This window comes from Flagellimonas spongiicola (assembly GCF_023502425.1).
In the GTDB taxonomy this organism is placed as follows: domain Bacteria; phylum Bacteroidota; class Bacteroidia; order Flavobacteriales; family Flavobacteriaceae; genus Flagellimonas; species Flagellimonas spongiicola.
This window is the reverse complement of record NZ_JAMFMA010000002.1, coordinates 782869-809206: the sequence shown is the minus strand read 5'-3', so window position 1 is coordinate 809206 and position 26338 is coordinate 782869. Positions and strand designations below refer to the sequence as shown.

Here is a 26338-nt window from a genome sequence, read left to right as displayed (position 1 = left end):
GCCTAAAGTACAAAAAGCCAATTGCCTACAGCACCACCTACAATACCCAAAATAATGTTGATCAATGCCCCAAATCCACCACCTTTCATAATTTTTCCTGCCAACCAACCGGCCGCGGCTCCAATCAAAATTGCATATAAGATTCCCATAATCAAGTTTTTAAGGTCATTTCCTTAAAGATATTCAAAAATTCTACTTTTGCGACCATGATCCAATTGATCAAGAACTTAGGGCATATCCTTTACCGCATATGGTTTTATGTGCTAGTAGCGGTTTTGATAATTCTTTTCCTGCCCTTTTTGCTACTTACCACATTAAGCGAAAGAACATACAAGCAATTTTTCTGGCTAGCTCGAAATTGTTGGGCGTGGCCCATCCTAATTGGTATGGGTTGTATCCCTAAAATTGAAAGGGAGCAGCAAATGCAAAAAGGGGTAAGCTATATGTTGGTGTCCAATCACACCAGCATGTTGGATATCATGTTGATGTTGGTCGTCAGTAAAAATCCATTTGTGTTTGTTGGTAAAAAGGAGTTGGTAAAAATCCCTCTATTTGGATTTTTTTATAAGCGGGTATGCATCATGGTAGATCGGGAAAGTATTAAAAGTAGAACCGGTGTTTATCTGAGGGCACAACGAAGGTTGGATCAAGGATTGAGTATATGTATTTTTCCGGAAGGTGGTGTTCCTGACGAATCCATTGTGTTGGATGAATTTAAGGATGGTGCGTTCAAAATGGCCATAGCGCATAAAATTCCAATAGTTCCCATCGTCTTTTATGATAATAAGAAACGTTTCTCATTTACCTTTTTGAGCGGTAGTCCGGGGCGGGTGCGTGCCAAGGTGCATCCCTTTTTCGAAACCGGTATTCTTGGGGAGGAGGATAAATCCACACTACGCGAAGAAGTACGTGACCTAATGCTCAACGAACTCAATGAAATCCCATAAGCACGAGTACTTTTATCCTGCAAAAAAAGTTTCCAATTCTTTAAGCGTTTCCTGAGATGTCTGGATGTCTTTTACAATCTCACCTTTATTCAAAACAACAATACGCTCACATACCTCGGTAACATGCAATAAATCATGACTTGACACCAATACGGTAACCCCTTCCTTTGCAGCCAAGTCCTTGATGATCGCTTTCAAACGGATTTGCGTGGTTGGATCAAGGTTCGCAAAAGGTTCGTCCAAAATCACCACTTCAGGATTACCGATAAAGGAAGCTACAATTCCCGCTTTCTTCTGGTTCCCCTTCGATAAATCTCTTAGATACTTACGTTGGCTCAAAATTTCGCCGTGGAAGAAATCATCAAAATTGGACAATAACTTGTCCACATCGGCTTTGTTTCTTCCTCTCAAATCCCCGATGAAATAAAAATATTCCTCAGGAGTCAAGTAGCCAATTAAAAAAGATTCATCAATAAAGGACGAAGTAATTGGTTTCCAATCCTCACTTGTATTAACCTGAAACCCATTGTTCTCGATATGTCCAGAGGTAGGTTGTATCAAATCCAATAGCAGGCTAAAAAAGGTGGTTTTACCAGCCCCATTATTTCCCACAAGCCCAAAGCTTTGGCCTTTTGGAATTTCAAGATGGTCTATATTCAAAACCAACTGTGATCCATATTTTTTTGTAAGGTTATGTGTGGTTATCATAGTCTTAGATTGAAATCAATGTATGTTTTACTAATTGTTTTTTTCCTTAAACCCGGCAATCATTCCATATTTCTTTTTGCGATACTGTTCCGTTATTCTATCCAATAATGGATTCTTAAGTGCAAAACCAATTACCCCAAGCAACGAAAGTGCAATTAATGCTACTTCCAATGAAACGAAATAACTCAGAAGGGAAAACAGTATAATGGGAAGGCCTAAAACGGGCAACATGATCAAGAATTGATTCGCACTGGTGCCCTGCATGTTCCCAAATGGACTTTTATCCAATTCAATGCGTTTTTTGTTGAATGATCCAAAATACAGAATGACGGGAATGTTAACACCCAAATTATAGATAGCGCTTGCAAAATTGATGGCCAGAGCCTTCCATCCAAAATATACATAGGGGATGGTTAGCATGAACATTACGATCACACTAACGGAAATCAAACTTGCCTTGGACTCTAGATACTTTCGTAATGGAATGTTCTGGGACATTATCATACTATAATACGAACTATCCCACGCTGGTATAAATTGGCCAAAATTGCTAAGGAATATCCCAGTCATGAATATGCCTAAAAATGCTAACATCGGCATTGAATTGGCATACATTTCTTGGGTATAGAATATCAATCCATAGAATACAAAGAGCAAGGAAATAAATACTTGCGCCTTGGTTCGTTTGTTCCTCCATATCAATCTCAAATCCAATTGAAGAAATGGTCCCATGTCGCCAAAACGTCTGGTCCATGCTAGTTCTGAGGTTTTGGCTTCTTTTGATTTTGTTTTGAGCGAAGCATCCAAGAAAATTTGCCGTTTCAAAAACCTGTAGTTCAAATAATAAGCTATAAGGGCTATCGCAATAGGAATAATCGCAGTAATTGGGTATTGGTATAAGCCATGGAAAATGGGTCCAAAAAACTCCCTTACCTCAAGCACACCAAAGTAATCCAATCCATATAATGTCAATATTAAGCCGCCAATTATGCCCAAGGCCTTGTCGCTTTTATTGACAATAAAATTCACATAGTTAATACTGAGCACAATACCGAAAATTCCCAAAAGCCAGATTAAAACATTCAAGATTGGATAGTCATGCGCAATCAAAACAATAGCAAACGGAACAAATAGGAAGGGTGCAATTAAATTATAACCAGAGAGTCCTGATCTACCCAAGATATAATGTGCAATCGAACTTTTCTTTATGGGCAAATTTAGCAAGGGTTTGATGTCCATTACGGGTAATTTTTGCATGAAATACCGAAAGAACAACTCAACTAAGACCCAATACACCAAGAATTGGCTCAACATCCACATGGGGTTTTCTGATGGAAATAATTTTCGTAGTCCGAAGTACAATCCAATTCCTGCTCCTACTAAAAATACAAGCATATATATGCCGAAAAATAGCATCAGTATTTTCAAGGCCAATCCCTTTCCAAATGAAGACGACCTAAAAAATGATTTCCATTGAAGGTTTATAAATCGATTGAACATGGTTGGGTTTTTTACGATTGGTTAGTACAACAAATATCCAATTTGTTACAATTAAGGATTCTTTTTGATTCAAAATCCTTCGAAAATAGCCTGATTCCTTAGTTTTGCACAAAAATTGAACTACATGAGTGATTTCCATGCACTAAAAATAGCTGCCGTTGACAAATTAACCCCAAATGCCGTGGCACTTAGTTTTGAAATTCCGGCCAATTTAACCGAAACTTTTTCTTTTACCGCTGGACAATATATTACCCTAAAACATACCATTAATGGCGAAGAAGTCCGCAGAGCTTATTCTATCTCTTCCGCACCTTCCTCTAACCAACTAACCGTAGGAATAAAAAAAGTACCTAATGGTACATTTTCTGTTTTTGCCAACGAAAACCTTGGCTCCGGCGATGTATTGGAAGTCATGCCACCAGAAGGTCGATTTATTTTTGAGAATACTTCAGAGCCTCAAAACATTGCCGCCTTTGCAGCGGGTAGTGGAATCACACCAATACTGAGTATTGCTCAATCCGTACTGGAAAACAACCCTAACAATACTTTTGTCTTGGTTTTTGGTAACCAAAGTCCTGAAGAAACGATGTATTATGGGGCACTTGAGGATTTAGTCAATAAATATTCCGAGAGGTTTTTTATCCAATATGTGTTTAGTCGTGCGCAAGCTGAAAATGCATTGTTTGGCCGAATTGAATCGTCTACCGTGAATTTTGTAGTGAAAAATAAATACAAGGAAACCGATTTTGACAAATATTATCTCTGCGGTCCGGAGGAGATGATTCAAACGGTTTCCGATACGTTGACCAATAATGGCGTTTCAGCGGAAAAGGTGTTATTCGAATTGTTCACGGCCTCCAATACCAAAGATGAAATGGCTGATGCACTTGACGGACAGACCCATGTTGAGGTGTTGGTGGATGACGAGACGTTTTCCTTTGCCATGGACCAAAAAAGCTTGGTGCTAGATGCTGTCCTTAAGGAAAAAATCGATGCGCCATATTCTTGTCAAGGTGGTGTTTGCAGCAGTTGCATTGCTAGAATTACAGAAGGAAAGGCTGAAATGGTGAAGAATCAAATCTTAACTGATGGAGAGGTGGCCGATGGATTGATTTTGACCTGTCAAGCACATCCTACTACGCCAACATTGAAAATTGACTACGATGATGTCTAGGTCCATTATGTAACCATTTCCTCGTCCAAGGCTTTGCTCCCGTGAGCATATCCAATAGCAAATGCCTTTTCAATTCCTTTTTTATCTAGAACACCGATGCCTTCAAGTTCCTTTGGTTCAATATGTACGTCACATTCCAAGAGCTTGCGGTGGCTTGAGGCGTAAATCATTAGGCCAGTCACTCTCCCTGCCAATAGAATAGAATTACGGATGGCTTTTTTGTTGACTTCGCCTGCAATTGAGACATTGCTGCCAATAATGAAATCGGCCTTGTCATCCACATATTCTTTTGGGAAATTGTTCATTACACCGCCATCAGAATAGAGCACCTTATTAATTTCAACAGGACTGAATACGGGAGGAAGTGCTGCAGATGCCAGTAACGGCCTTATCAATTCTCCTTCGGAAAAGACTTTTTCATCACCCTTAAGTAAATCTGTGGCTACAACGAACAGCTGTTTTTCCAAGGATTCAAAGGAGTTTTCTGGAAAATACCCTTTAAATAATTTGAAATAGCGTTCAGTATCGATAAATCCTGGTTTGTTAATGGCAAAAAAATCATACTTGAACAAGGGGGTTTCTCGAAAAAATCCAAGCATGTCCTCAATAGAATTACCATTAGCGTATAACGCGCCAACCAATGCACCAACGCTAGAACCCGCAACATAATTTGCCTTAATGTCCCGCTCCTGCATTGCCTTTAGCAATCCAATATGTGCCATCCCTCGGATACCCCCTCCAGAAAGCACGAGTCCTATGTTAGTTGTATCAATTTTGGAGCTTGCCATAGTTTTAGGGCTATTTGCTGCATAAAATTAGGATTTGAGGATGAATTTAGCCTACAAATCCATACAATTAAATACGATCTTTACCGACCTGCTGGTCTGTTTTTACTTCAAAAAATAGTCAATTCTTCATCTTGTCGAATATCTTTAGATTTTAATCCGGAACTATTTGAACATGAAAAACACTTCCACAAACTGATGGGTCTGTTTGTTAAATTTCGAAAAAGTTGCTGGTTTTTGTAATTCGAAATGCCCAACGCCGACCTAAAATGGTATTACTTATTGTCGTAAGTTTATAGGAATTGCAATTCGTTTGAAGAATCGAAGTCAACATAATACGGCCATACTCCTTTTTGCCAATTCAGCTAGCTATGAATGGCAATGGAAGAAAACCATCCCAAAAAAAGAGCTATTTGAAGCGTTGACTGTTCATACGCTTTCTGTAATCGAGGCCTCCGGAATGCCCTATTTTCACCTCACTGAAAAAGAACAATTCGGGGATTCTTTTGCAGAACGATTTAGTAATGCAATACAATGGACATTTAAACAAGGCTTTGATCAGGTTATCACCATAGGTAACGATAGTCCAAATTTAACGGTTGGTCATTTGCTTCAGGCCGCATCCAATATTAGCCAGAACTCAACAGTAATTGGTCCATCTTCAGATGGCGGCATTTATCTTTTAGGTATACACAAGTCTAATTTTGACTCGGTAACCTTTAAAAAGCTTCCTTGGCAACATGTTTCCCTTTTAAAGGCAACAGAAGAACGTTTTTCACAATCTATGTGTTCCATTTTTAAGTTGGACGCCTTACAAGATGTGGACAGCTTGTCTGATCTAAAGCAATTTTATCGCGCCCTAAAGGGTTCAGCTCTTTTTTGGAGGCAATTGATTTCCAAACTCCTCCAGCGTACAGGGCATTTCAATGCATTTACTGCCTGGCTATACGATTCAGGTCATTATTCACTTTATCATAACAAGGGCTCTCCCCTTAGTTTTGCTTAATTCGATTTTATCTGGACCATCTAGGTCCAATTAATTCAATTTGTTCGTTGCCAAATCTATTGGTAACGTCATAATCAACCCTAAAAGCAGAACAGAAATGGCAAACTCATATTACGACCCAGCGGACTTAAGAAAATTTGGTAAAATCACTGAATGGAGTGAAGAACTGGGTACAAAGTTTTTTGATTATTACGGCAAAGTGTTTGAAGAAGGCGCATTAAGTGCACGCGAAAAATCTTTGATTGCCTTGGCCGTGGCCCATGTGGTCAAATGTCCGTATTGTATAGATGCTTATACCAAAGATGGCTTGCAACGCGGCATAACCAAAGAAGAAATGATGGAGGCCGTGCACGCTGGAGCCGCCATTGAGAGTGGAGCCACCTTGGTACATGGTGTCCAAATGATGAATAAATACAACAAACTTTCCATGTAAATACCTTTTGGTATTTAATGGGCCAACGCGTTTAAAATGGAACAAAGTATATTGCCTCAAATGAAAAAGGCCGCCAAAAAATCCCTAAAGGCAAGGGATGGCGAACTCGCATCTATCAATAGACAATTGGATATCTTAAATGGAGGGATCTTTGCTGACGGAGAACTCCCCTATTTTAAGGACAAAATTGCAGAAATTGGACATTTTCCTTTGCGACCACAAAAATTGGAGATTCTTCAAATCAATGTGGGGTATATGTGTAACCAGGTCTGTGAACACTGTCATGTGGATGCGGGGCCTGACCGAAAGGAAATCATGACCAAGGAAACCATGGAACAATGCCTGGAGGTAATTCGGAATACCGGTGCCCATACCTTGGATTTGACAGGGGGAGCACCTGAGATGAACCCAAATTTCAAATGGTTTGTAGAAGAAGCCGCCAAAGCTGGCATCCAAGATTTTATTGTGCGTTCCAACCTTACCATTATCAGAGCGAACAAAAAATACTATGATCTCCCAGAATTCTTCAAAAAACACAATGTACATGTTGTATCCTCCATGCCGCATTACACAAGAGGCAAGACGGACAAACAACGTGGTGATGGTGTTTTTGATAAATCCATAAAGGCACTACAAGAACTAAATGCCGTTGGATATGGAATACCAGACAGTAGTTTGCGATTGGATTTGGTCTACAATCCTTCTGGTGCATTTTTACCAGGCGATCAGGCCGCAATGGAAAGGGATTTCAAAAAAGCACTCGATGAAGATTTCGGAATACAGTTCCATAATCTCTTTGCCATCACCAATCTGCCCATTTCCAGGTTCTTGGATTATTTGATCGCTTCGGATAACTATGAGGATTATATGTATGCGCTTGTAGATGCGTACAATCCAGCAGCAGTAGAAAATGTAATGTGTACCAATACCATTTCGGTAAGCTGGGATGGTTGGTTGTACGATTGCGATTTCAATCAAATGTTGGACCTCAAAGTAGCCAACAAAATCAAGCACATAAAGGATTACAACGAAGATTTGTTAAACGACAGAAACATCGTGATTTCACAACATTGTTATGGTTGCACTGCAGGAGCAGGTAGCAGCTGTCAAGGTACAGTAGCGTAAACTAAATCAACCCACCAAATTACGCGTAATACTTAGGCAACACTTTTTATGAAAAATAGCATATTGCTAGCAGCCCTGCTATGGGCCGCTATTTCCTATACACAAGAAACCACCGGAAAATTGGAAGGTAAAATAATGACTCCTGATGGAGCTCCTTTGGAATTCGCAAACATTGTAGTTACGGATTCCGAAACCAATTTTAAATTTGGTGCCGTTTCCCAAGAATCAGGGTATTATTCGGTATTGAACATCCCGCCTGGAAACGCCTACACCATAATGGTTAGCTTTTTGGGATACCAATCGGTATCTTTAAAGGCTGTCAGCATTAATCTTAGTGAAATCACCCATCAGGATTTTATATTGAATGAACAGGGAGAGACATTGGATGAAGTAGTGGTCATCGCCAGTGAGAATGCTCCTTCAGAATTTGAACAAACCATAAATTCTGAAGCTTTAAAGAATACACCGACCATTACACGAAGTATTCAAGATCTTACTCGTAACCTTCCAGAGGCCAATCTTAATTCCTTTGCTGGGGCCAGCAATCGTTTTAACAACCTCAACATTGATGGTGTTGCAAACAATGATGTCATTGGGTTTCAAGAACCATCCAGTGGTGCGGCAGGTTCTTCTGCCAATGGTAGTCCCGGGAGTTTGGCACGCACCCAACCCATAGGATTTGGGGCCATCAAACAATTATCCGTTAAAACCACTCCTTTTGATGTGAGTATAGGAAACTTCTCTGGCGCCAATTTGGATGTGGTGACCAAGAACGGAACCAATGCTGGAGAAACTGAAGTCTATGCCTATGGCAATAATCAAGCTTTGGTGGGCAGATATGCTGATGGTACGGAACAAAATGTGCAGTCCTTTTACGATTTTCAAGTTGGGTTTTCCAAAGGGGGTGCCATAAAAAAGGATAAACTCTTCTATTTTGTGAACTTTGAACAAGCCACCTCCAACAATCCGGTCTTAAATGCTCCTGGTAGTTCCAGTTCCAATATTTCCGTGGAGACCATCAACCAAATAGTGGACAAATTACAAACGGACTACAATTATGACCCTGGTACTTTCACTGATGCTGCGCTCAAAACCAACAGCACCAAACTCTTTCTTCGCTTCGATTTCAATATCTCGGACCGGACAAAATTGACTTTACGCAACAATTACGTGAACAGTTTTGCAGACAACTTGGAATGGAATGAGTCCATTTTCAATTTTGGAAATCAAGGGTTTAGACATAATAGTGTGGCCAACAGTTTTACAGCAGAATTGAAATCTAATTTTAAAAACTCCAGTTCCAACCTATTGAGTATTGGTTACAATTATGGCAAAGAAGGACGTGATTTTGATGGCGAAGTTTTTCCGCATTTGCAGATTTCTGACGCATCCAACCGAATTTTTGCTGGAACCTATCGGGAAGCCTCTGTGTACAATACCAAGTTGAACACCCTTCAAATCTCAGATAAGTTCACCCTGTTTAAAAACAAACATACTTTCACCTTTGGTGGTTTGGCACAATACAATGATATCGATTATGGTTTTTTATCAGCTTGGAATGGACGTTGGGAGTATAGTTCTGTTGATAATTTCTTGAACGACCGACCCTCACGAATTCGTGGGGTGTATCGCTTGAACGATAACAACTTTGACTTTGTACAAAGTACCCCATCGGCCACCGTTGATATTTTGGTTGCAGGCCTTTACGCCCAAGATCGTTTTCGCTTTTCGGATAGACTTTCGTTGAATTTTGGACTTCGATTGGATTCCCAATTTTTATTGAATGATATTCCATTAAGCGATGAGGTTACCAGAACCCCAGAGTTCAGTCAGTTCAGCAATAAAATCCGAACAGCGCCACACATTAACCCCAGATTTGGTTTTGAATACGCCTTTGACGAGGACAGAACCCTAAAACTGCATGGTGGCACCGGGCTTTTCACAGGAAGACTACCTTATCTGTGGTTTGCTTATGCTGAATATATTTCTGGCACCCAATATTTTAATGTGGACGTGCGGCCCGATGGTGTTCAGACCATAGTAAACGATGTTTCCGATTTGGCGGGAGATTCGCCCATTGCGGAAATTAATTTGGTGGACAACGATTTTGAATTGCCGCGCGATTGGAAAAGCAATATTGGCCTGAATGTTCAATTGCCCAACAATTACGATTTGACTTTTGATGCCTCCTACACCAAAGTCCTAAAGGGCATTTTCTTTCAATCCATAAACCGAAGGGATAACCAAGGTACTTTTGATGGCGCTGATAACCGTTCCTATTTTTTGGAGACCGGAGATGCCATCAAAATCAATCCAAATTTCACCAATGTGTTTTTGTTGACGAACTCAGACAATGGCTTCCGCTACAACTTGACCTTGGGGCTATCCAAATCCGCATTTAATTACAATGGATACGTTGGGTATACTTTTGGACGTAGCAAGGACATTTCCAGCACAGTGCGAAGCTCCCCGGCAGCCAATTACGAGTGGAACCAATCCATAACCCCAAATGCACCAAGCTTGTCGGCTTCCAATTTTGATTTGCGACATCGGTTTGTGAGCACCCACACCTACGGTTTTGATTTAGGGAAGACAGGGAAATTGGAATTTTCAGCACTTTACAATGGTACTTCTGGCAGCCCGTTTTCTTTTGTATATCAAGGCGATGTCAATCGGGATGGATCTTCTAGAAATGACCTTATCTATATTCCAAGAGATGCTTCGGAAATCAACCTTATCCCTATTGAAGATGGTAATGGAAATATCACGCAAACCGCGGCCCAACAATGGGAACGTTTGAACGCTTTTATTGAAGGCAATGATTATTTGCGCAGCAATCGCGGCGGGTATGCTGAACGGAATGAATCCAAAACACCCTGGAACCACCGTTTGGATGCCAAATTGGCCTATAACCTGAATTTAAAGGGGAGCAAGCAACTCCGTTTTTCAATGGACATCTTTAATGTGTTCAACCTGATCAACAGGGATTGGGGCCGATTGGTATTTGTGCCCAATGTGGTGAACTCCAATTTCAGTTTACTGCGGCTCCGAGGCATTGAAAACAATCAGCCACAATTTCAATACAGCAATACGGATGCTACCCCTTGGGTGGTAGATAACCAAAACTCGCGCTGGCGTATGCAATTTGGGGCCAGTTATCGGTTTTAATACATGCAAGGCGGGTAAGGCAAGTCAACGACTTTTTTTGTAGCGTTCCAGTGCGTTTTTGAGCGCTTGGGCCCCTTCACCATTCATGCCCATTGCGGAATCTGTCCCCTCTTGGTCACAGAATTTTTGAAAGGCCATAAACTGGGTCCTGTTAAAACGTACCGTTTCTGAATGCCCCGGTAAAGTGTCGATGATGGACTTAAGGATTTTATCCCCTTTAAACACATAGCTGATGCTAAATGTTCTTGGTTTTCTTTGGAGAATCTCGTCCATAAAATGATAAATACTTTCTACAGTGTTGACGGTATCTTTGGACGCCTTTATGGACAAAAGCGTGGACTTGGAGTTCAACACTTTGCGCCACGCCATAAAATCTTTGAGTTGTTGTAGATTTTCCACTTCAGTAGATCCATCAATGAATTCTTCCTTATAGTTTGGGTCCAAGAATACTGATGCTTTTTCAAAATTGTACCTATTGGATTCCAACAAATAATTTGACACGATTTCCTCGGCTTTATTGGTTTGGTTTGCCGAGAATAAGACAACAAGAAATAAGATTATGTAGCTTTTCATAAGGTCATGGGTTGAGGGTTGAATGTATTTACTGCCATCTCATTTTCTTTGCGAATATAAATTAGTACATAAATATATTTAAGAGTTGTAAACCCAAAACAAAATGCTCCTTTCCATTTTGGGAAAGGTGTCCACTTTAGTGGACGGAAAGGGTTAAACCCATTTTTAAATTTCTGATCCTATTATACCAGCACTGTGATTTTATTTTTTAATCAAGCTTTCGGCAACTTTGTTGTAATATTCCCTTGTTAAAACTTCAGTCCAAATTGTGGGTTTATCCCCGCCGTATAAAGCCAAGTATGTGACGTTACTATTCTTAGTTGAAGAATGCCAATGTTCTATATCAGATTGGCATTTTATTATGTCTCCTTCTTTTAAAACTATTGCCCTTTTTCCTCTTTCTTGATAATAGGCTTCCCCTTCTATAATAATCAATACCTGAGGAGAACTATGCTTGTGCCAATCAAGCGTTGAGTTGGCTTTAAAAGTTGCTTTGGTTATGCTATAGCCTAAATCCGCATCATCATGTATAATTGCATTAAGCCACGCTTCACCTAAATAATGGGTGTTTGGTGCTTTGGTACCCTCCGTTTGGTAGGATGAGATGGCGTATTCAGAATTTTGGGCCTTTATTATTAAATGTCCTAAAACTAAAAGGCAGTAAATTAAATTTCTCATCTAAGGCAAAATTTGAATTTAAATGGACGTATTTCCGTTTTCACGGCATAAAAGAAATGTTTGCCAAGTTCCAACTTGGAGCTGTCATGGATAACAAGTTCGGAAAATTTGGTTACAACTGCTATCAAAATTGATTGGACCAGGTTAAAAAAGCAGCCCTTTCATTACCGTTTTCATCTAAAAGTCCTGTGTCTCGCCATAATTGCCCCAAATCCTTGACTTCCTCAGGAAACGTTTCCCAAAGGGCATCAAAATCCCGGTGTGCCCACCAACTGATAAACTCATAATCATGGTTTGTGGCATTTTCTAAAAGGGTTTCCAAGTAGGCGTTTTGCCCTTCCTCGTTTCCGTTAATGGACACGCCTAAATTGGGAATCACCAAGTTTTCTGCAATATGCCCTGTTTCCACAAAGGCAATTGGCCGGTTGGTGTTGTTGTGTAAAAAGTCGAATACTTCTTGAAATTGGCTTTTTGTCCCAAGATTTTTTAGAAAGGGATAAAAACTGATGGCCACAAACTCATTCTGGTTGATATGGTTAAATAGGTCTTGAATGTGTGCCTCGGGGTTGGAGGTGTCGGGCTGGAATAGATTGTGCAATGAGATGGACTCCGAAATCTTTACACCCGGATGGGATTGCTCGATACGGGTTTTCACTTCTGTAATCAAGCTTTTATAAGCTTCCCATTTTTCGGGTGCATTCAAACTGAGTTCATTTACTTCAATCGCAATGACCAAATAATCAGGTTCAAAGGCGTCAACCAAATAATCGATGTGCTTAAAGTAGGCATTTTCAATATCCGCATCATCCAAGTCGGTATATGAAGGAGCGTTCCCGTCAAAATCCAAAGCAAGTTCATCTCGATTTAAATTGAACAGGCCAACAGAGAGCAAAAGTGTCAGGCCAGCAATCTTGCGTTGCACCTTTCCTGCAATCTCATTTGTAAAGGCTAATGGAAGGGGGCCATCATTAATCCAAGCGTTCCAAGGAATGCTATTATCAATATGTTCGGTATAGATGTCTCCATGGTTGCCCAAAAATGCATAGGTGGTATTGACATCTTCAGGATTAGGTCCAAAACTCCAGGTGGTAAAACCCATTTTAAAGTTTCGTTCGGGTGCTATCTCCGGAGTTGTTTCATCATTGGAACAACTACTGAAAAGGAGAACTGTTAGAAAAACAACAAAGTGACTTCTCATGCTGAATATCTTGGTCTTATCTAGAACGAAATAAATCATGATTAATGATGCGCGGTTTGTTTACAATAGCCAAAGCATAGAATTTGCTTGTTATTGATCAAAACCTTACCCGGCCAAATGTCTTTTATCCCAAAAAAGAATCCCTTAAACCGACCGGGGGGTCGGTCTGTAATTTTGCAATGGGTCAATTTCTGCTTTTCACCGAATTTTCTGACAGCTACATCCCCATTTCTTTTGGCTAGGTGAATTGGTTGGGAACTTTGTAACAGACTTTATAGTCTAATTAACCCAAAACCCAAATCTTATGGACAGGAACTTAAAAAAACGGGAAACCATGCACCGTTTATGTGCAAAAGGCCTGGAAATCTTCCACGAAAAAGGCTATTACAACACCAGTTTAGATGATATCCTTAAAGAACTATCCCTTTCCAAGGGTGCGTTTTACCATCATTTTAAATCTAAGGAGGATTACTTTATAAGTATTGTACAAAATCTGGTAGTACAGAAAGTATACGCGTTACTTGTTGAGCCCTTGAACACCCATGAAAACCCATTACCTATTATTATTGATAGTTTGGAAAAAGCCCTGGAGCCAGTTAAGCACAATGAAATGGTCTATGGTTTTATGTTGAATGACTTTTTGATGGAATTCAACAAGCGAAACTCAGAAATCAGCACCTATTTGAAGGATATCATCAAAGTATGGGAAGTGAATTTAGTTTCCGTGCTTAAAAAAGGAAAAGTAGATGGCCATATTGCCCGTCATGTGGACTGTGAAGGCGTTGCCAGCTACATTATTGCTTCTTATTTGGGAATGCGAACCTTAATGTCTGATAATTCCAATCCACAATTGAAGTACAACTACATTCAACAACTAAAACAATACTTTGGTTCATTAGAAGCTCGATATGCCGATGCCTAAGCTCCGAGTACATTTAGAATCTTTGCTTCTACTGCGCTCGGGTCTATGGTCGTCATGGCTGCCTCATAGCCCTCTGGCATTTTGTTTCCATAAATTGATGTTGGAATCAATGGAAATACATTCCTATCTGCCAATAAAGCGTTTTCTGCAGGTTGATTATAGGGGTAAAAGCCTGCAAATGGGTGAGTTACACCCCATAATGTAACGACCGGTATTCCGAAGTTGGTTGCCAAATGCGCATTACCACTGTCCATGGAAACCATTATATCTAAATTGGAAATCAATTCCAATTCCTGTGAAAAATTCAATTTGCCCGCCATATTCAATACCTGATCATATTTTCCAGAAATTTCTTCCAGCTGCTCAACTTCTTTGGTACCGCCGCCAAAAAGCAATATTTTATACTTTTCGGTATTGTTTAGAGTGTTGATTACCGTTTCCATTAGTGAAATGGGGTACATTTTGCCTTCGTGCGCTGCAAAAGGGGCAATTCCAATCCATTTTTTGCCATCCTGTTGTACCAATTCCAAAACGTGATCAGATAGTTGCTTTCGCTGCAGAGGTGCTGCATCTCCTAACTTGACTGGATAACCAAGCTGGGCAAAAACCTCAGCATACCTTTGATGGGTAGATTTCAGTTGTTGGAAAACTTTAGCTTTTGCACTGGTCAGTGCTTTTTTCTCCTTCCTTCCTTTGTCCAGTTGTTCGCAATTGACGCCGCTCAATCCAAAATACTTGCACAGTACCTTGCTGCGCAACACATTGTGCAAATCCGCAACTGCACTGAAGCCGTTCGGTTTAAGTTCTTTATACAGGCGCCAAAGGCCCATCATTCCCTTATGCCTTTTTTTAACATCGGCAACGTAAACGGTCACACGGTCCAAATCAGAGAAAATTGGAACAAACAGCTTCTTTGTAAGCACTGTTAGGTGTATCTCTGGATAATCTGCAAGGACTTGTTTAAGAACGGGAATGGTCATGGCTACATCTCCCATTGCTGATAGCCGAATAACCAAAATGTGGGCTTTTTTAGCCTTTTTGCCCACGGAGTACTGGGTTTAGTTCATCGTCATTGTACATTTTCATCTGTTTGTAGACTTTCATGTACTTGTTCCCGGATTCAATGTCTGACAACAATTGATCTATGGCTGTGGAAAGGTCCACTTTTTGCTCTTTTAAAACCGCCAATTTGGCTTCACATTTGGCAATATGTTCTGAAGACGCGTCTTTACGATCCACCTCATCTTGCATATGATAGATTTTGAGTGCCAAAATGGACAATCGGTCGATGGCCCAAGCGGGGCTTTCGGTATTAATCGAGGCGTTGTCGTTTACTGCAACACTTTTGAATTTATCCAGAAAATAACTGTCAATGTATTCCACCAAATCAGTTCTGTCCTGATTGCTGGCATCAATCTTACGCTTTAGGTCCAATGCCGCTATCGGGTCAATTTCCGGGTCGCGGATGATATCTTCATAATGCCATTGTACGGTGTCTATCCAATTCTTCCGATAGAGTAAATGTTCAACTTTATCCTTAGGGAAGGGATTTTCGAAGGGTTGATAAACATCATCCTTGATGTGGTAAGTAGCTATACTCTGATTAAAAATCTTAAAGGCCAGTTCGCTGAACATGTGAATAAACTTTGGGCAAAGATATTGCTTTATGGCTTATTGGCTAATACGGGTCAAGAAAAGAAGAAGTGGCGCGATTATGGCCGCCACTACCAATAATTCCCGTATTCTGGTTTTTTTGATGGTCTCCAGGTAATTGGTAATAAAGACGGCGGCTGGAAAAAATGCAATCAAAATGGTTGCGGCTCCTTCTTTGCACAAAAAACTCAAGGCCGCACCCAACAAAAAGGTGAGAAAGAGAATGCGGAGTGGAATCAATTTCCCGCCTCCTTTTCTTCTAACTTTTAAAAACACCAAGGACAGGATTATGCCAACAATTGAAATGAATATAACATTGCCTAGAATAGATTTCTGTGTAAAAAACCCATTTTCCAAGAAGCCAAAAGCAAAACGATAATGGTCTGCGAAAAAAGAAGTGTCGCCAGTTAATCGGAGTACGCCAAAAGTCAAGATAAAAACGGAGAGGATGGCCACAAAGGGAACCATCCAATTTTTGGCTACGTTTCTTTCATAGACATTGATTACCAAAAAAACCAAGATTAAAAAGATTAAGGCCCAGTCGTAAAACAAACTTGCCACGCATACTAAAAAAGTGGCATCAAATATCTTATGCTTTACATTTTTGATGGATTTGATAGTGAGCAATCTCCAAACGGCCAAAAAGATGAACAAGGCGCAATAAATGGCGTTTTTGTCCAATAATACACTATCAAAGACTATAATAAACAAAACAAAAAACAGCATGGCAAATGAACTGAATTCAGTTACTTTTTCTGTTCGCACTACCTCGTTGATCACAAAAACCATAAGCAATAATGCCGCTAACGCCAACAATTCCAATGAAATAGGAATTTGTTGGATGTTGTGCCCAAAATTGAGCAACAAGGACAAAGCGTAAAAAAGAACCAAAAAGCCCGTTAAGACGATGTAATTTATTGGTTTAGTTTTACTGAAAAAGCTTGAAATCATCTTAGGTTTTACTACTTTTGCAAAGTAAATATAGCCAACATGAGCAAGTTTTTTTACGGCATTGAAGACTTATTTGTAAACTACCTATTCGCCCCTTACGATATGTTCCGTTTTATGGAAAACTGGTGGGGTTCCAATTCCATCAACTGGATTTTTACCTTAATCGGTTTTGTGGCCATGGTATATTGGATGAAGGAATTGAAGATTTTCAATGACAATGGTGAAGAAGATAAAAGCATTTCTTCACATTCTTATCTATAGGCAGCTACCCGCCTTCCTCAAAACAATTGCTATTACTTTTGGATTTGATCTATAGATCGAACCCAAGGTCTTTTCTGTAATACATTCCATCGAACTCAAGAAGTTCCATGTTACGATAAGAAGTTTTAAGCGCACTCTGGAAATCATTTCCAAATGAAGTAACAGCGATAACCCTTCCGCCATTGGTGACTACTTTGCCATCGTTTACTTTGGTGCCTGCATGAAAAACAATGGAATCTTGAACCTTATCGATTCCTGATATCTCTTTTCCTTTTTCATAAGCTTCTGGATAGCCTCCTGAAACTGCCATTACTGTCGTGGCGGTCCGCCCATCAATTTCCAAATTGATTTGGTCCAATGTTCCTTTGGCCATGGCATCCAGCACATCCACTAAATCCGAGGTAATTCTAGGGATTACAACTTCGGTCTCAGGATCACCCATTCGCACATTGTACTCAATCACTTTTGGGTCATCTCCAACTTTGATCAAACCGATAAAAATAAAACCAACATAGGGTAGATTATCCTTTTTAAGGCCTTCTACGGTAGGTTTAACAATGCGGTCCTCTATCTTTTGCATGAAGGTGGAATCTGCAAAAGGAACAGGGGAGATAGCTCCCATGCCGCCGGTATTCAACCCGGTATCTCCTTCACCGATTCGTTTGTAGTCTTTTGCTGTGGGTAATACTTTGTAATTGTTACCGTCTGTAAGCACAAAACAGCTCAGTTCTATCCCATCCAAGAATTCTTCGATAACCACAGTGGCACTTGCAGCACCAAATTTTGAATCCAACAACATGGATTCCAGTTCTTTCTTGGCTTCATCAAGATCATCCAAAATAAGTACGCCCTTACCAGCCGCCAAACCGTCTGCTTTTAAAACATATGGTGGCTGTAGCGTTTCCAAAAACTGATAACCTTTGGTTAATGTTTCTGCCGTAAAGCTCTCATAGGCTGCCGTTGGAATGTTATGCCTCATCATAAATTCCTTGGCAAACTCCTTGCTGCCCTCCAATTCCGCTGCAGCTTTCTGTGGCCCTATAACACTTACATGTGCCAGCTCGGCATCCGACAAGAAAAAGTCATGCACTCCTCGTACCAATGGGTCTTCTGGCCCCACAACTACCAAGTCAATCTCATTGTCCAAAACCACTTTCTTGATTTCTTCAAAATCATTCACGCCAACAGCGATGTTGTTGGCAATTGAAGCCGTTCCCGCATTACCAGGAGCTACAAAAAGATTTTTACATTTGGTGCTTTGGGAAATCTTATAGGCGATGGCGTGCTCGCGCCCACCTGATCCGAGGACAAGGATGTTCATGGTGAAATTTTTGGCAAAAATAAGGTTACTTTTTATTTCTATCCGAAAAATCCCTGTGTTCTGTTTTCTCTAATTCTTCTCTTGATAATGTTTTGAAGTAGTCAAAAGTTTTTCGCATACCTTCTGCTCTACCAACTTTTGGTTCCCAACCTAGAATTTCTTTAGCTTTTGAAATGTCCGGCTGCCTTTGCATTGGGTCATCTTTAGGTAAAGGTTTGTAAATGATCTTTTGATCGGTACCCGTAAGCTTTATGATTTCCTCCGCAAAATCCTTGATGGTGATTTCATGTGGGTTCCCAATGTTCATGGGTAGGGTATAGTCGCTCATAAGCAATCTATAGATGCCTTCTATTTCATCTTCAACAAAACAGAATGAACGTGTTTGTGAACCATCTCCAAATACCGTCAAATCCTCACCTCTCAAAGCTTGACCCATAAAAGCCGGAATTACACGACCATCATTCAGTCGCATCCTGGGGCCATAGGTATTGAATATTCGAACAATTCTAGTATCCAGTCCATGAAAACGGTGGTAGGCCATCGTAATGGATTCTTGAAAGCGCTTGGCTTCATCATATACTCCACGCGGACCAATGGTATTTACATTCCCATAGTACTCTTCAGTCTGTGGGTGCACCAATGGATCTCCATAGATTTCCGATGTACTTGCAATCATAAACCTAGCATTCTTTTCTTTGGCCAATCCCAAAAGATTATGGGTTCCCAACGCACCTACTTTTAAAGTTTGGATTGGGATTTTCAAATAATCGATTGGGCTAGCTGGAGAGGCAAAATGTAAAATGTTATCTACTTTTCCAGGTACATGTACGAACTTGGTTACGTCGTGATGATGGAATTCGAATCGGTCTAAATGAAAGAGGTGCTCTAAATTCTTAAGGTCTCCTGTAATAAGATTGTCCATGGCAACTACATGGTGACCTTCTGCAATGAAACGATCACAAAGGTGTGATCCCAAAAAGCCCGCCGCGCCGGTGATTAGTGTTTTTTTCATAGTAATTAAATTCCTCTTGAGAATAAAACGGTGGTTATGGTTTTGAATATGATTCTTAAATCAAGTGTTATGGACTTGTTTTTAATATAGTATAAGTCATATTCTAATTTTCTTATCGAGTCTTGCAAATCTTCTCCATATTTATATTTCACCTGCGCCCAGCCTGTTATTCCGGGTTTGTATAAATGTCTAATACTATAAAACGGTGTGATTTCATCCAATTGATCTACAAAGATTCTTCTTTCTGGTCTTGGTCCAATAAATGTCATGTTACCTTCTATTACTGACAATATTTGAGGCAATTCATCCACCCTGAATACGCGAAGGATTTTTCCAAATGGTGTAACCCTATTGTCATTTTTGGTTGCCATTTTTGCGCCTTCTGATTCAGCATTGACTATCATGGACCTGAACTTATAAACTTTAAATTCCTTTCCATATTGCCCTACGCGCAATTGGGAATAAAAAAGTGGACCCCTGTTCAGGAAAATGTTGAAGAACCAAACCACTGGACAGGCTAGGAAGAAAATTACTCCTACTAAACAGGAAAGCAGAAAATTGACCAAGTAGCTAAATATTACTTGCAAGTATCTAATCTTCCTGTTTTTTAGTTGCAACAACTCGTAGAAACTATGATAATGTGAACGAATAGGCATGGCCTCATAAACACTCTCGTAAAACGAAGTATAGGATACTACTTCTTTCCCTTTCAAAATTGAATCAAGAAGCAAAGCTTCCAGTTCTTTGGAAATATCGTTGTAGTCCCTAATATTCAATATCCAGGTGTCTACTTTCTCTAAAGCTTCTTTAAAGGTTTTTTTATCTAATACTGAATTTTCATCTGCTATGGAAAACGTAAGCTTTACTTTGTAAAAAGTATTGGTGCTCTCACCATTTATATAGTTGATATTGTCTCGCAACTTATCTTCATTAGTGCCGTCATAGACGTACAGGACTTTTTTTACAGTTGGCAATATGCTAAACAAGTTAGTGAAGAGAAAGCGCCACAACCATATTTCTATTGGTGTCAGTAAAAGAAAAGACAAAAGGGGTATTCTCCAAAAACTGACATCGTAGGTCAATACTGTAAAAAGAAACACTAAAAAAACAAAAATGCTTGTAATGTATACGGATTGTGAAAAAACATATCTTTTTCTCGCTGCCCTTTCCAAATTGTAAAAATCCAATATGTATGATAAAATGAGGTATGTGGAAATCCCAAAAGCAAAAACAAATACTTTTAGATTAAAAGAAATATATTCTTCATCTATGGCATGGTTTATCAATAGATTCAGTGAAGCAATGATAATCAATAGGTCCCCAAGCAATAGTATGAACTTCCTTTCTACGGAATTTAAAATTGATGGTCTTGCCATAGAAGTTATTGAATATGTCGGAAATCAAAAATAACTCTTCAATTTCAGAAAAATAGCCGAAACCAAATAAAAAGAGGACTTAACAAAGGATAAGTTTTCCAATTCACGATAAACACGCCATTCGTATTTAATCAAATCCATTTTATTGGAAGAAATTGATTGATTGCCTGTTCGATAGCTCGCAAGGACTTTCTCCAATCCATAAGCATCTGATTTTTTTAGTAGTTTCAACCATAGCGCAAAATCCTGTCGCTTCCTGATATTCGGCATATATTGCTTGCCAAAAAAATCAATGTCATAGACTGCTGTTAAACAGCCAATAGGATTTTTGTATAATGCCCGCTTATACGTTATCTGTGATGGTGTCTTTATCGTCTTGTTTATTTTATTTCCAGATTCATTAACTAATTGATATGCGGTAAATGAAAAAGGACACCCTTTTTCCTCCATAAACTTTATTTGCAATTCTAATTTTTTGGGATGCCATAAATCATCGCTATCCAAAAAGGCAATATACTTTCCAGAAGCATTCTCTATTGCTTTATTTCTTGCTACTCCTGCACCACTATTTTGATTTAGACAATAATACTTAATCCTATCATCCTCTTTTTTATGTGATTGTATAATAACGGCACTATTATCGGTAGAGCAATCGTCTACAAATATTTGCTCCCAATTTGAATAGGTTTGTGCCCTTACCGAATCAATATTTTGTTTCAAATATTTTTCGGAATTATAGACTGGTGTTATGATGGAAACTAATTTCATTTAGTTGCCTTGCTTGTGTGCTAATGGTTTGGTATGCAAATGGTTAGTTTTGACCAATAATTACATTCTCAATGCTAAATTCTTTACTTTTTGTACAGCCACGAAATATTCCAAATGAAAATTTTTCATATTTCATTAGTGTTGGGTTGAAATCCTGATATACAAATAAAGAACTCCCATAATGAAACGAGTTGTTTTCAGTAATAGTAAAATCCCAACCTTCGAATCCATATTGAACCCTTTCCGCTGGTAGTTTACTGACATCAGGTTTATGGGCTTTCCCATGGAAATAGAAACGACAACCATCCCAGTCCATTAATTTGGTGTCCAAATAATCCAGTTTTAAGTAAATTTTATTCCCATCAACGATATTTATTTCTTGTAACACCAAATCTTCCCTAATGGATATAGAGTCCTTCAAAAGAGGCGTGATCTGTCTTGAATTCAATTCTTCTGAAAGCTTTTTGAACATTAAGTTCTTTTCAGCATCATTGTAAAAAACAAAATGCTCGCCAAACTGGAAATTAGTATTGAATATGGCTGGTAATAAATAAGTTGTGAGTTGCTTGTTATTACCCTTTTCTGAAATCACAACAACGTCAGGGGTTTTAAACTGGCCTATGGAATTCACTTTGAAACTATTGAAATTCTTGCCGTTGGTTGGGATAGTTGTTTCCATGGTTTGAAATGTGGGAAATTCATATTGAAACGCCGCTGAATCATAATCAATACTAATCAACCTTTTATTTTGCTTATTCGGAATTTGTTCTATTATTCGTGAAATGTTACTTCTCTCACTAGGAAACACTTTCTTGAAGTAATTTTTTGAATATCCTAAAATTGGAAGAAATATCATTAATGCAACCAAAACATAAGAATAAATCGCCGTTGTCTTCGGATTTGGTTTATTGTTCTTATTTATCCTATGAATAACCCTATCCGTCATTACGCCATAAACAATTACCAAGGGAGTTAGAAAAGGTAATATATTCCTATCAATATAAACTTGCTGTTTTACTATAAATCCAATCGATAATAAAACTATGGCAATAAAGAAAAACCAATGAAGAAAAGCTTTCTTAGGTGTAAATTTTAGTCCAAAATATAAAAGTATTGGCAACGCATAAACCAAGCCTCCAAGAGAATAAAAAACTTCACCTGTAATTCTTTTAAGATTGTATAGCTTGAAGTTTTCTATTACAACTCCCTTGTTGCCTGTTGCATATTGCCAGAAGTTTGAGAAGTAATCGTGTACGATATTATTAAAAACCTCCTTACTATGAAATAGGTGCCAATTAATCAAACAAAAGAATGCAATGGAGGAAAAAATCAATAAAATAGTTGTTCTTAATTTCATTTCCAAGTTAGTCTCCTTAGAGATTATTAAGGCAATAAGCAGGATTATTACAAACAAAGCTGAAAATTTGAGGGAAATGGTCAATGCAAATAGGAATGACGCTAAAATCATCCAAAACCAACTTATTTGTTTTTTATCTGCAAAAAATAGATAAAGCCAAGTCAATACGTTCATCATTACCATAAGTAATGGTTCAATATAAAATAGGCTTCTTTCCTCTAGAGATAATAGATTTATTCCTATCAAAATACTGACCATGAACATTCCCACGATTAGATTTTTTTTCCAAAGCAGATACAAAACAGGAACAAGAGAAAGAAACAAAAGTATGATTGCTTGCAACTTCAGATAATAATGAAAATACCTTAGGTTAGGGTCTTCCATATTGGTCTTCAAACTGGAGCCTGATAGCTTATAATTCTTAATGAAATAGTTGTGGCCAGGATATTTCCAACCATCCACGTAAATATTTCCGCCCATATGGCCTATCATACCAACCATTGCTCCAGGATAAAACATATAGGTGAACAATCTTGGCCCATTGAGCGCCCTGTGCACGGTTTTATCAGGGGTCATATTAGGGTGTATGGTAGAAATGGTGAAGTACTCATCTACGGTATAGTCATGCATGTGGTTTTTGTTATAATTGACTTGCAGCACAACAATTGATAAAAAAGCGAGGCCAACGCCAATCAAAAACAGCTTGTATTTTTCGAAAAAATTTAAGACTTCTTGCTTCATTTAGTTTCCGTGTTTCACATTATACACTATACAATAAATCAAAAACAACTGTAGAAATCCATTAAGCCCATTAACAAATTTTGCGGCTTCAACAAATTCATCATAATCTCCTATAAAAGCGTCAACTGCATTTTTGATATCATCACTGGTAATGTGACCTTTTGCGTCAATAACTTGATTATGCGTTGCATATTCATGGTTAATCTCAATAGAACTAATGGGTGATAAGTGCTCTAATAATTCATTTACATCCACGTTGTTTTCGATTTCAATTCTCAAAGCCAAATCAACATCAACACCATTTCCTATGGAGGCAATCTCATTTAAAGTGTAAAAAGTGACTTTGATATCTGAAAATGAAGCCTGCGACCTAATATACTTGTTACTGTCAGCCTCTCTTAATTGAAGTTGTTTTATTACCTTTTCCTTTGTGTAGTCTCGCTTTAATACATCTCTACTAATTTTCCAGTGGAGTCTTAGATCTTCTTCAGGTTCTACAAATACTTTTAAATCGAACAAATCACGTTTGGCTGAAATATAAAAAGGATGTAATCCTTCAAAAACCAATATTTTATTTGAGTAAACTTTTCGTTGATCGGTAAATTTACCGGATCCATGATCATAAAATCTGCGTCTTATGTTTTTCCCGTTTTTTAAGCTTTTTAAGTGTCTTATGTCTGTATACAAATGATTGGCTTTAGGAGATAAATGCGTAATCTCATCCCATTTATCATGGCCCCGTTCCCACCGATGCATGTCATCTCCTCTTATAATTGTCATATTCTCCGAACCAAACAAGTTGGTCAACAACTCCGTCAGGGTTGATTTGCCGACACCTGAATCCCCGCCTATTCCAATCAAAAATGGCTTGTTTTTAATTTTCTTTTCTAAATTCCTCTTAATTCCCCATTTATAGATCCAATAAACGTTTAACAACAGACATGTTTGCAGAAATGTAAGTGCAAGTCCTTGGATTAAATTAACTGTCCCTGAGTCAAACACCTCGAGTTTCTTGTAAATGGTAAAGTCATTTTGGGAATATAAAAACGCACTAAAAAAATCTGAATCCTCTATTAATGCGAAATATGCCAGAAATGCCCCTTGTAAGACTAGAATTGGCAAAAAAGAGAACTTGTTTTCTCTGATTGCGAAGTACACAAAAAACGGCAATATCCAAAAATACCATCCAGGTTGTGGAGGAATGAAAATCAGCAATATTGCAAATGAAAAACCAATGAATATTAACAACAAGTCATTGCTGATTCTCTTAAATCGTGAAGCCGTAGCCAATAAAATAAGATAAATAGAAGGGATAATATAAAACCTTAGTTCGCCAAGCATTGGAATGACGGCATTCCAAATTTTGGATTGTTCGCTATTCCCATAAACCATATTTATAAATTGTTTACTCTCCGTAAATGGAACGTTAACAATTAAGAAAGTTAATATCAACACTAAACAGGGAACAAGAAACTTGGTAACCTTCTTCTCATTGTTATTTTTATAAATGTAAAGCAAGAAAAATGGAATAACCAATAGAAGATTGGTTTTCGCGGCCACACCCAGACCGAGAAAAACTGAAGATTTAACTCTTTCCTTATTGAATAATAAATAGGCTGATACAAAAAGAAACAATATTGGAACGGCATCAAGCTGACCATGAATGTAAGAGATATAAATCAACACTGGTGAGAGCCAATAGTACTTCAAAAGTTTCACCGATTGGTTTTTTAGTAACCTATTGAGGATTATCAATATTCCGATATCTGAAAGTAACAGTGGTATTCTAATGAAGAACGGAGAAATATTGGAGGCAAACCCTCCTAAAAATCCTAAGAAATACAACATCATTGGAGGGTACGGAAACGCATCATTATCTCCTATTTCCTGAAAATAAACGTATGGACTATCGAAACCTGAATCAAAAAAATAAACAACAAAAGGTATGAATGAGTTTTTTAGAAACTCACCTGCAAAAAAGAAGGATAAGACAATTTTTAACGTCAGTCCTATCCAGAATAGCCTACAATTTAAAAACCCTAGCCGCTTAATCCCCTGTTTGTCTGTTAATGAAAATAACGTGGTATGCTTCATTGCCATCTAGAAATATTGTATTGCTTAGTGCAAATTGCATCGAAAACGATGTTTTCATTTTTAAGATAATCCTTGTAGTCCTCGATTTCTCCATCACGGCCTTGCAATTCCGGTGAAACCAAGCATAAATAATAACCAAGGCGCTTAAATTCCGTGAACACTTTTTTATTTATTGGCAACTTGTTGAAACAATCGACCCAAACCCACCTAACTTTTCTTTCCATTTTTCGAATTGTATCCAATCCTTCAAATTCAGAGAACCGAATTGCAATATTTGATTCTCCGCTTTCTGATAGATAATGTACCATAGGAAACGATGAGTCAAGAAAAAAATATTTGGGAATAGCATATTTCTTAATAAGCTCCAAAACCTTAATTTCAATACGCTCACTTTTAATGTTCAAGATTAAGGTGCCGTGTTTATAGTGTTTAAGATAATCTTCAAAATTTTCACCTAGGATAAATGGGTCATGGGCTATGTAAATGGAACCGTCAAGGTTGTCCCTAAGGTCGACCTCTACGCCATATTCAGCAGGTAATTTTTTTAGTTCTGCAACCGAATTAATTCGATGGGCGATATATTCCAT

Annotated in this window: 25 protein-coding genes; 8 read left to right on the top strand and 17 right to left on the bottom strand. The window is 38.6% G+C overall.

The features are described from left to right. Positions 1-2 precede the first annotated feature (2 nt). Complete coding sequence (locus M3P19_RS16975; protein ID WP_417953743.1) at positions 3-149, bottom strand: GlsB/YeaQ/YmgE family stress response membrane protein; 147 nt, start codon at positions 147-149, stop codon at positions 3-5. Positions 150-206: 57 nt separating this feature from the next. On the opposite strand from M3P19_RS16975, the gene M3P19_RS09825 reads away from it, so the two are divergent. Continuing rightward, a complete protein-coding gene (locus M3P19_RS09825) occupies positions 207-947 on the top strand; it encodes a lysophospholipid acyltransferase family protein (RefSeq protein ID WP_249657493.1) in 741 nt (246 codons plus the stop codon). Positions 948-959: 12 nt separating this feature from the next. On the opposite strand, the gene M3P19_RS09820 is transcribed toward M3P19_RS09825, so the two are convergent. Both M3P19_RS09820 and M3P19_RS09815 read right to left on the bottom strand, forming a co-directional pair. Further along, on the bottom strand, positions 960-1655 hold the full coding sequence (locus M3P19_RS09820) for an ABC transporter ATP-binding protein (RefSeq protein ID WP_249657492.1): 696 nt from the start codon (positions 1653-1655) through the stop codon (positions 960-962). A 30-nt stretch (positions 1656-1685) separates the two neighbouring features. Further along, complete coding sequence (locus M3P19_RS09815; protein ID WP_249657491.1) at positions 1686-3155, bottom strand: DUF5687 family protein; 1470 nt, start codon at positions 3153-3155, stop codon at positions 1686-1688. 124 nt (positions 3156-3279) lie between these two features. Here M3P19_RS09815 and M3P19_RS09810 point away from each other — a divergent pair, with 124 nt between their 5' ends. Then, positions 3280-4329, top strand: a complete 1050-nt coding sequence (locus tag M3P19_RS09810) for a ferredoxin--NADP reductase (RefSeq protein ID WP_249657490.1) — start codon at positions 3280-3282, stop codon at positions 4327-4329. 5 nt (positions 4330-4334) lie between these two features. Here the strand turns inward: M3P19_RS09810 and M3P19_RS09805 are convergent, their stop codons facing one another. After that, positions 4335-5117 carry a patatin-like phospholipase family protein gene (locus M3P19_RS09805; protein WP_249657489.1) on the bottom strand — a complete coding sequence of 261 codons (783 nt, stop codon included), beginning with the start codon at positions 5115-5117 and terminating at the stop codon, positions 4335-4337. A 310-nt stretch (positions 5118-5427) separates the two neighbouring features. Between M3P19_RS09805 and M3P19_RS09800 the strand changes: the two genes are divergently transcribed. The 4 genes from M3P19_RS09800 (at position 5428) to M3P19_RS09785 (ending at position 10846) form a co-directional block, all read left to right on the top strand. After that, complete coding sequence (locus M3P19_RS09800; protein ID WP_249657488.1) at positions 5428-6120, top strand: TIGR04282 family arsenosugar biosynthesis glycosyltransferase; 693 nt, start codon at positions 5428-5430, stop codon at positions 6118-6120. Between the two features lie 97 nt (positions 6121-6217). After that, entirely contained in the window at positions 6218-6553 is a 336-nt protein-coding gene (locus M3P19_RS09795; RefSeq protein ID WP_158776344.1) for an arsenosugar biosynthesis-associated peroxidase-like protein, read from the top strand. A gap of 36 nt (positions 6554-6589) precedes the next feature. Further along, complete coding sequence (gene arsS / locus M3P19_RS09790; RefSeq protein ID WP_249657487.1) at positions 6590-7678, top strand: arsenosugar biosynthesis radical SAM (seleno)protein ArsS; 1089 nt, start codon at positions 6590-6592, stop codon at positions 7676-7678. A gap of 48 nt (positions 7679-7726) precedes the next feature. Next, complete coding sequence (locus M3P19_RS09785) at positions 7727-10846, top strand: TonB-dependent receptor (RefSeq protein WP_249657486.1); 3120 nt, start codon at positions 7727-7729, stop codon at positions 10844-10846. A gap of 24 nt (positions 10847-10870) precedes the next feature. Here M3P19_RS09785 and M3P19_RS09780 read toward each other — a convergent pair whose 3' ends face one another. The 3 genes from M3P19_RS09780 to M3P19_RS09770 form a co-directional block, all read right to left on the bottom strand. Further along, entirely contained in the window at positions 10871-11419 is a 549-nt protein-coding gene (locus M3P19_RS09780) for a hypothetical protein (protein WP_249657485.1), read from the bottom strand. Between the two features lie 201 nt (positions 11420-11620). Next, positions 11621-12097: a cupin domain-containing protein gene (locus M3P19_RS09775; protein ID WP_249657484.1), complete on the bottom strand. Its 477-nt coding sequence runs from the start codon at positions 12095-12097 to the stop codon at positions 11621-11623. A 124-nt stretch (positions 12098-12221) separates the two neighbouring features. Continuing rightward, entirely contained in the window at positions 12222-13334 is a 1113-nt protein-coding gene (locus M3P19_RS09770) for a hypothetical protein (protein WP_249657483.1), read from the bottom strand. 265 nt (positions 13335-13599) lie between these two features. Here M3P19_RS09770 and M3P19_RS09765 point away from each other — a divergent pair, with 265 nt between their 5' ends. Continuing rightward, positions 13600-14217: a TetR/AcrR family transcriptional regulator gene (locus M3P19_RS09765; RefSeq protein WP_249657482.1), complete on the top strand. Its 618-nt coding sequence runs from the start codon at positions 13600-13602 to the stop codon at positions 14215-14217. Here the strand turns inward: M3P19_RS09765 and M3P19_RS09760 are convergent. Genes M3P19_RS09760 through M3P19_RS09750 form a run of 3 tightly spaced genes read right to left on the bottom strand, consistent with a single transcriptional unit; the run spans position 14214 to position 16821 of the window. Beyond that, complete coding sequence (locus M3P19_RS09760; protein ID WP_249657481.1) at positions 14214-15263, bottom strand: glycosyltransferase family 9 protein; 1050 nt, start codon at positions 15261-15263, stop codon at positions 14214-14216. The two genes, M3P19_RS09765 and M3P19_RS09760, sit on opposite strands and share 4 nt — an antisense overlap. Then, the gene (locus tag M3P19_RS09755) at positions 15247-15852 is read right to left on the bottom strand and encodes a DUF4254 domain-containing protein (RefSeq protein WP_249657480.1); all 606 of its coding nucleotides are present in this window, start codon (positions 15850-15852) and stop codon (positions 15247-15249) included. Before M3P19_RS09755 ends, M3P19_RS09760 begins: the two co-directional genes overlap by 17 nt. A 36-nt stretch (positions 15853-15888) precedes the next feature. Beyond that, positions 15889-16821 (bottom strand): DUF6427 family protein, encoded by a 933-nt coding sequence (locus tag M3P19_RS09750; RefSeq protein WP_249657479.1) that lies wholly within the window; start codon positions 16819-16821, stop codon positions 15889-15891. Between the two features lie 39 nt (positions 16822-16860). Here M3P19_RS09750 and M3P19_RS09745 point away from each other — a divergent pair, with 39 nt between their 5' ends. After that, positions 16861-17082: a DUF6341 family protein gene (locus M3P19_RS09745; protein WP_249657478.1), complete on the top strand. Its 222-nt coding sequence runs from the start codon at positions 16861-16863 to the stop codon at positions 17080-17082. Positions 17083-17131: 49 nt separating this feature from the next. On the opposite strand, the gene purD is transcribed toward M3P19_RS09745, so the two are convergent. Genes purD through M3P19_RS09710 form a run of 7 tightly spaced genes read right to left on the bottom strand, consistent with a single transcriptional unit; the run spans position 17132 to position 26338 of the window. Further along, positions 17132-18403 carry a phosphoribosylamine--glycine ligase gene (gene purD, locus M3P19_RS09740; RefSeq protein ID WP_249657477.1) on the bottom strand — a complete coding sequence of 424 codons (1272 nt, stop codon included), beginning with the start codon at positions 18401-18403 and terminating at the stop codon, positions 17132-17134. Positions 18404-18428: 25 nt separating this feature from the next. Next, positions 18429-19415: a UDP-glucuronic acid decarboxylase family protein gene (locus tag M3P19_RS09735; RefSeq protein WP_249657476.1), complete on the bottom strand. Its 987-nt coding sequence runs from the start codon at positions 19413-19415 to the stop codon at positions 18429-18431. Between the two features lie 5 nt (positions 19416-19420). After that, positions 19421-20791: a sugar transferase gene (locus M3P19_RS09730; RefSeq protein ID WP_249657475.1), complete on the bottom strand. Its 1371-nt coding sequence runs from the start codon at positions 20789-20791 to the stop codon at positions 19421-19423. A 24-nt stretch (positions 20792-20815) separates the two neighbouring features. Next, complete coding sequence (locus M3P19_RS09725; RefSeq protein WP_249657474.1) at positions 20816-21559, bottom strand: glycosyltransferase family 2 protein; 744 nt, start codon at positions 21557-21559, stop codon at positions 20816-20818. A 43-nt stretch (positions 21560-21602) separates the two neighbouring features. After that, positions 21603-23657 carry a hypothetical protein gene (locus tag M3P19_RS09720; protein WP_249657473.1) on the bottom strand — a complete coding sequence of 685 codons (2055 nt, stop codon included), beginning with the start codon at positions 23655-23657 and terminating at the stop codon, positions 21603-21605. Further along, complete coding sequence (locus tag M3P19_RS09715) at positions 23658-25751, bottom strand: hypothetical protein (RefSeq protein WP_249657472.1); 2094 nt, start codon at positions 25749-25751, stop codon at positions 23658-23660. It abuts the gene before it with no gap. Further along, entirely contained in the window at positions 25748-26338 is a 591-nt protein-coding gene (locus M3P19_RS09710; RefSeq protein ID WP_249657471.1) for a PI-PLC domain-containing protein, read from the bottom strand. Before M3P19_RS09710 ends, M3P19_RS09715 begins: the two co-directional genes overlap by 4 nt.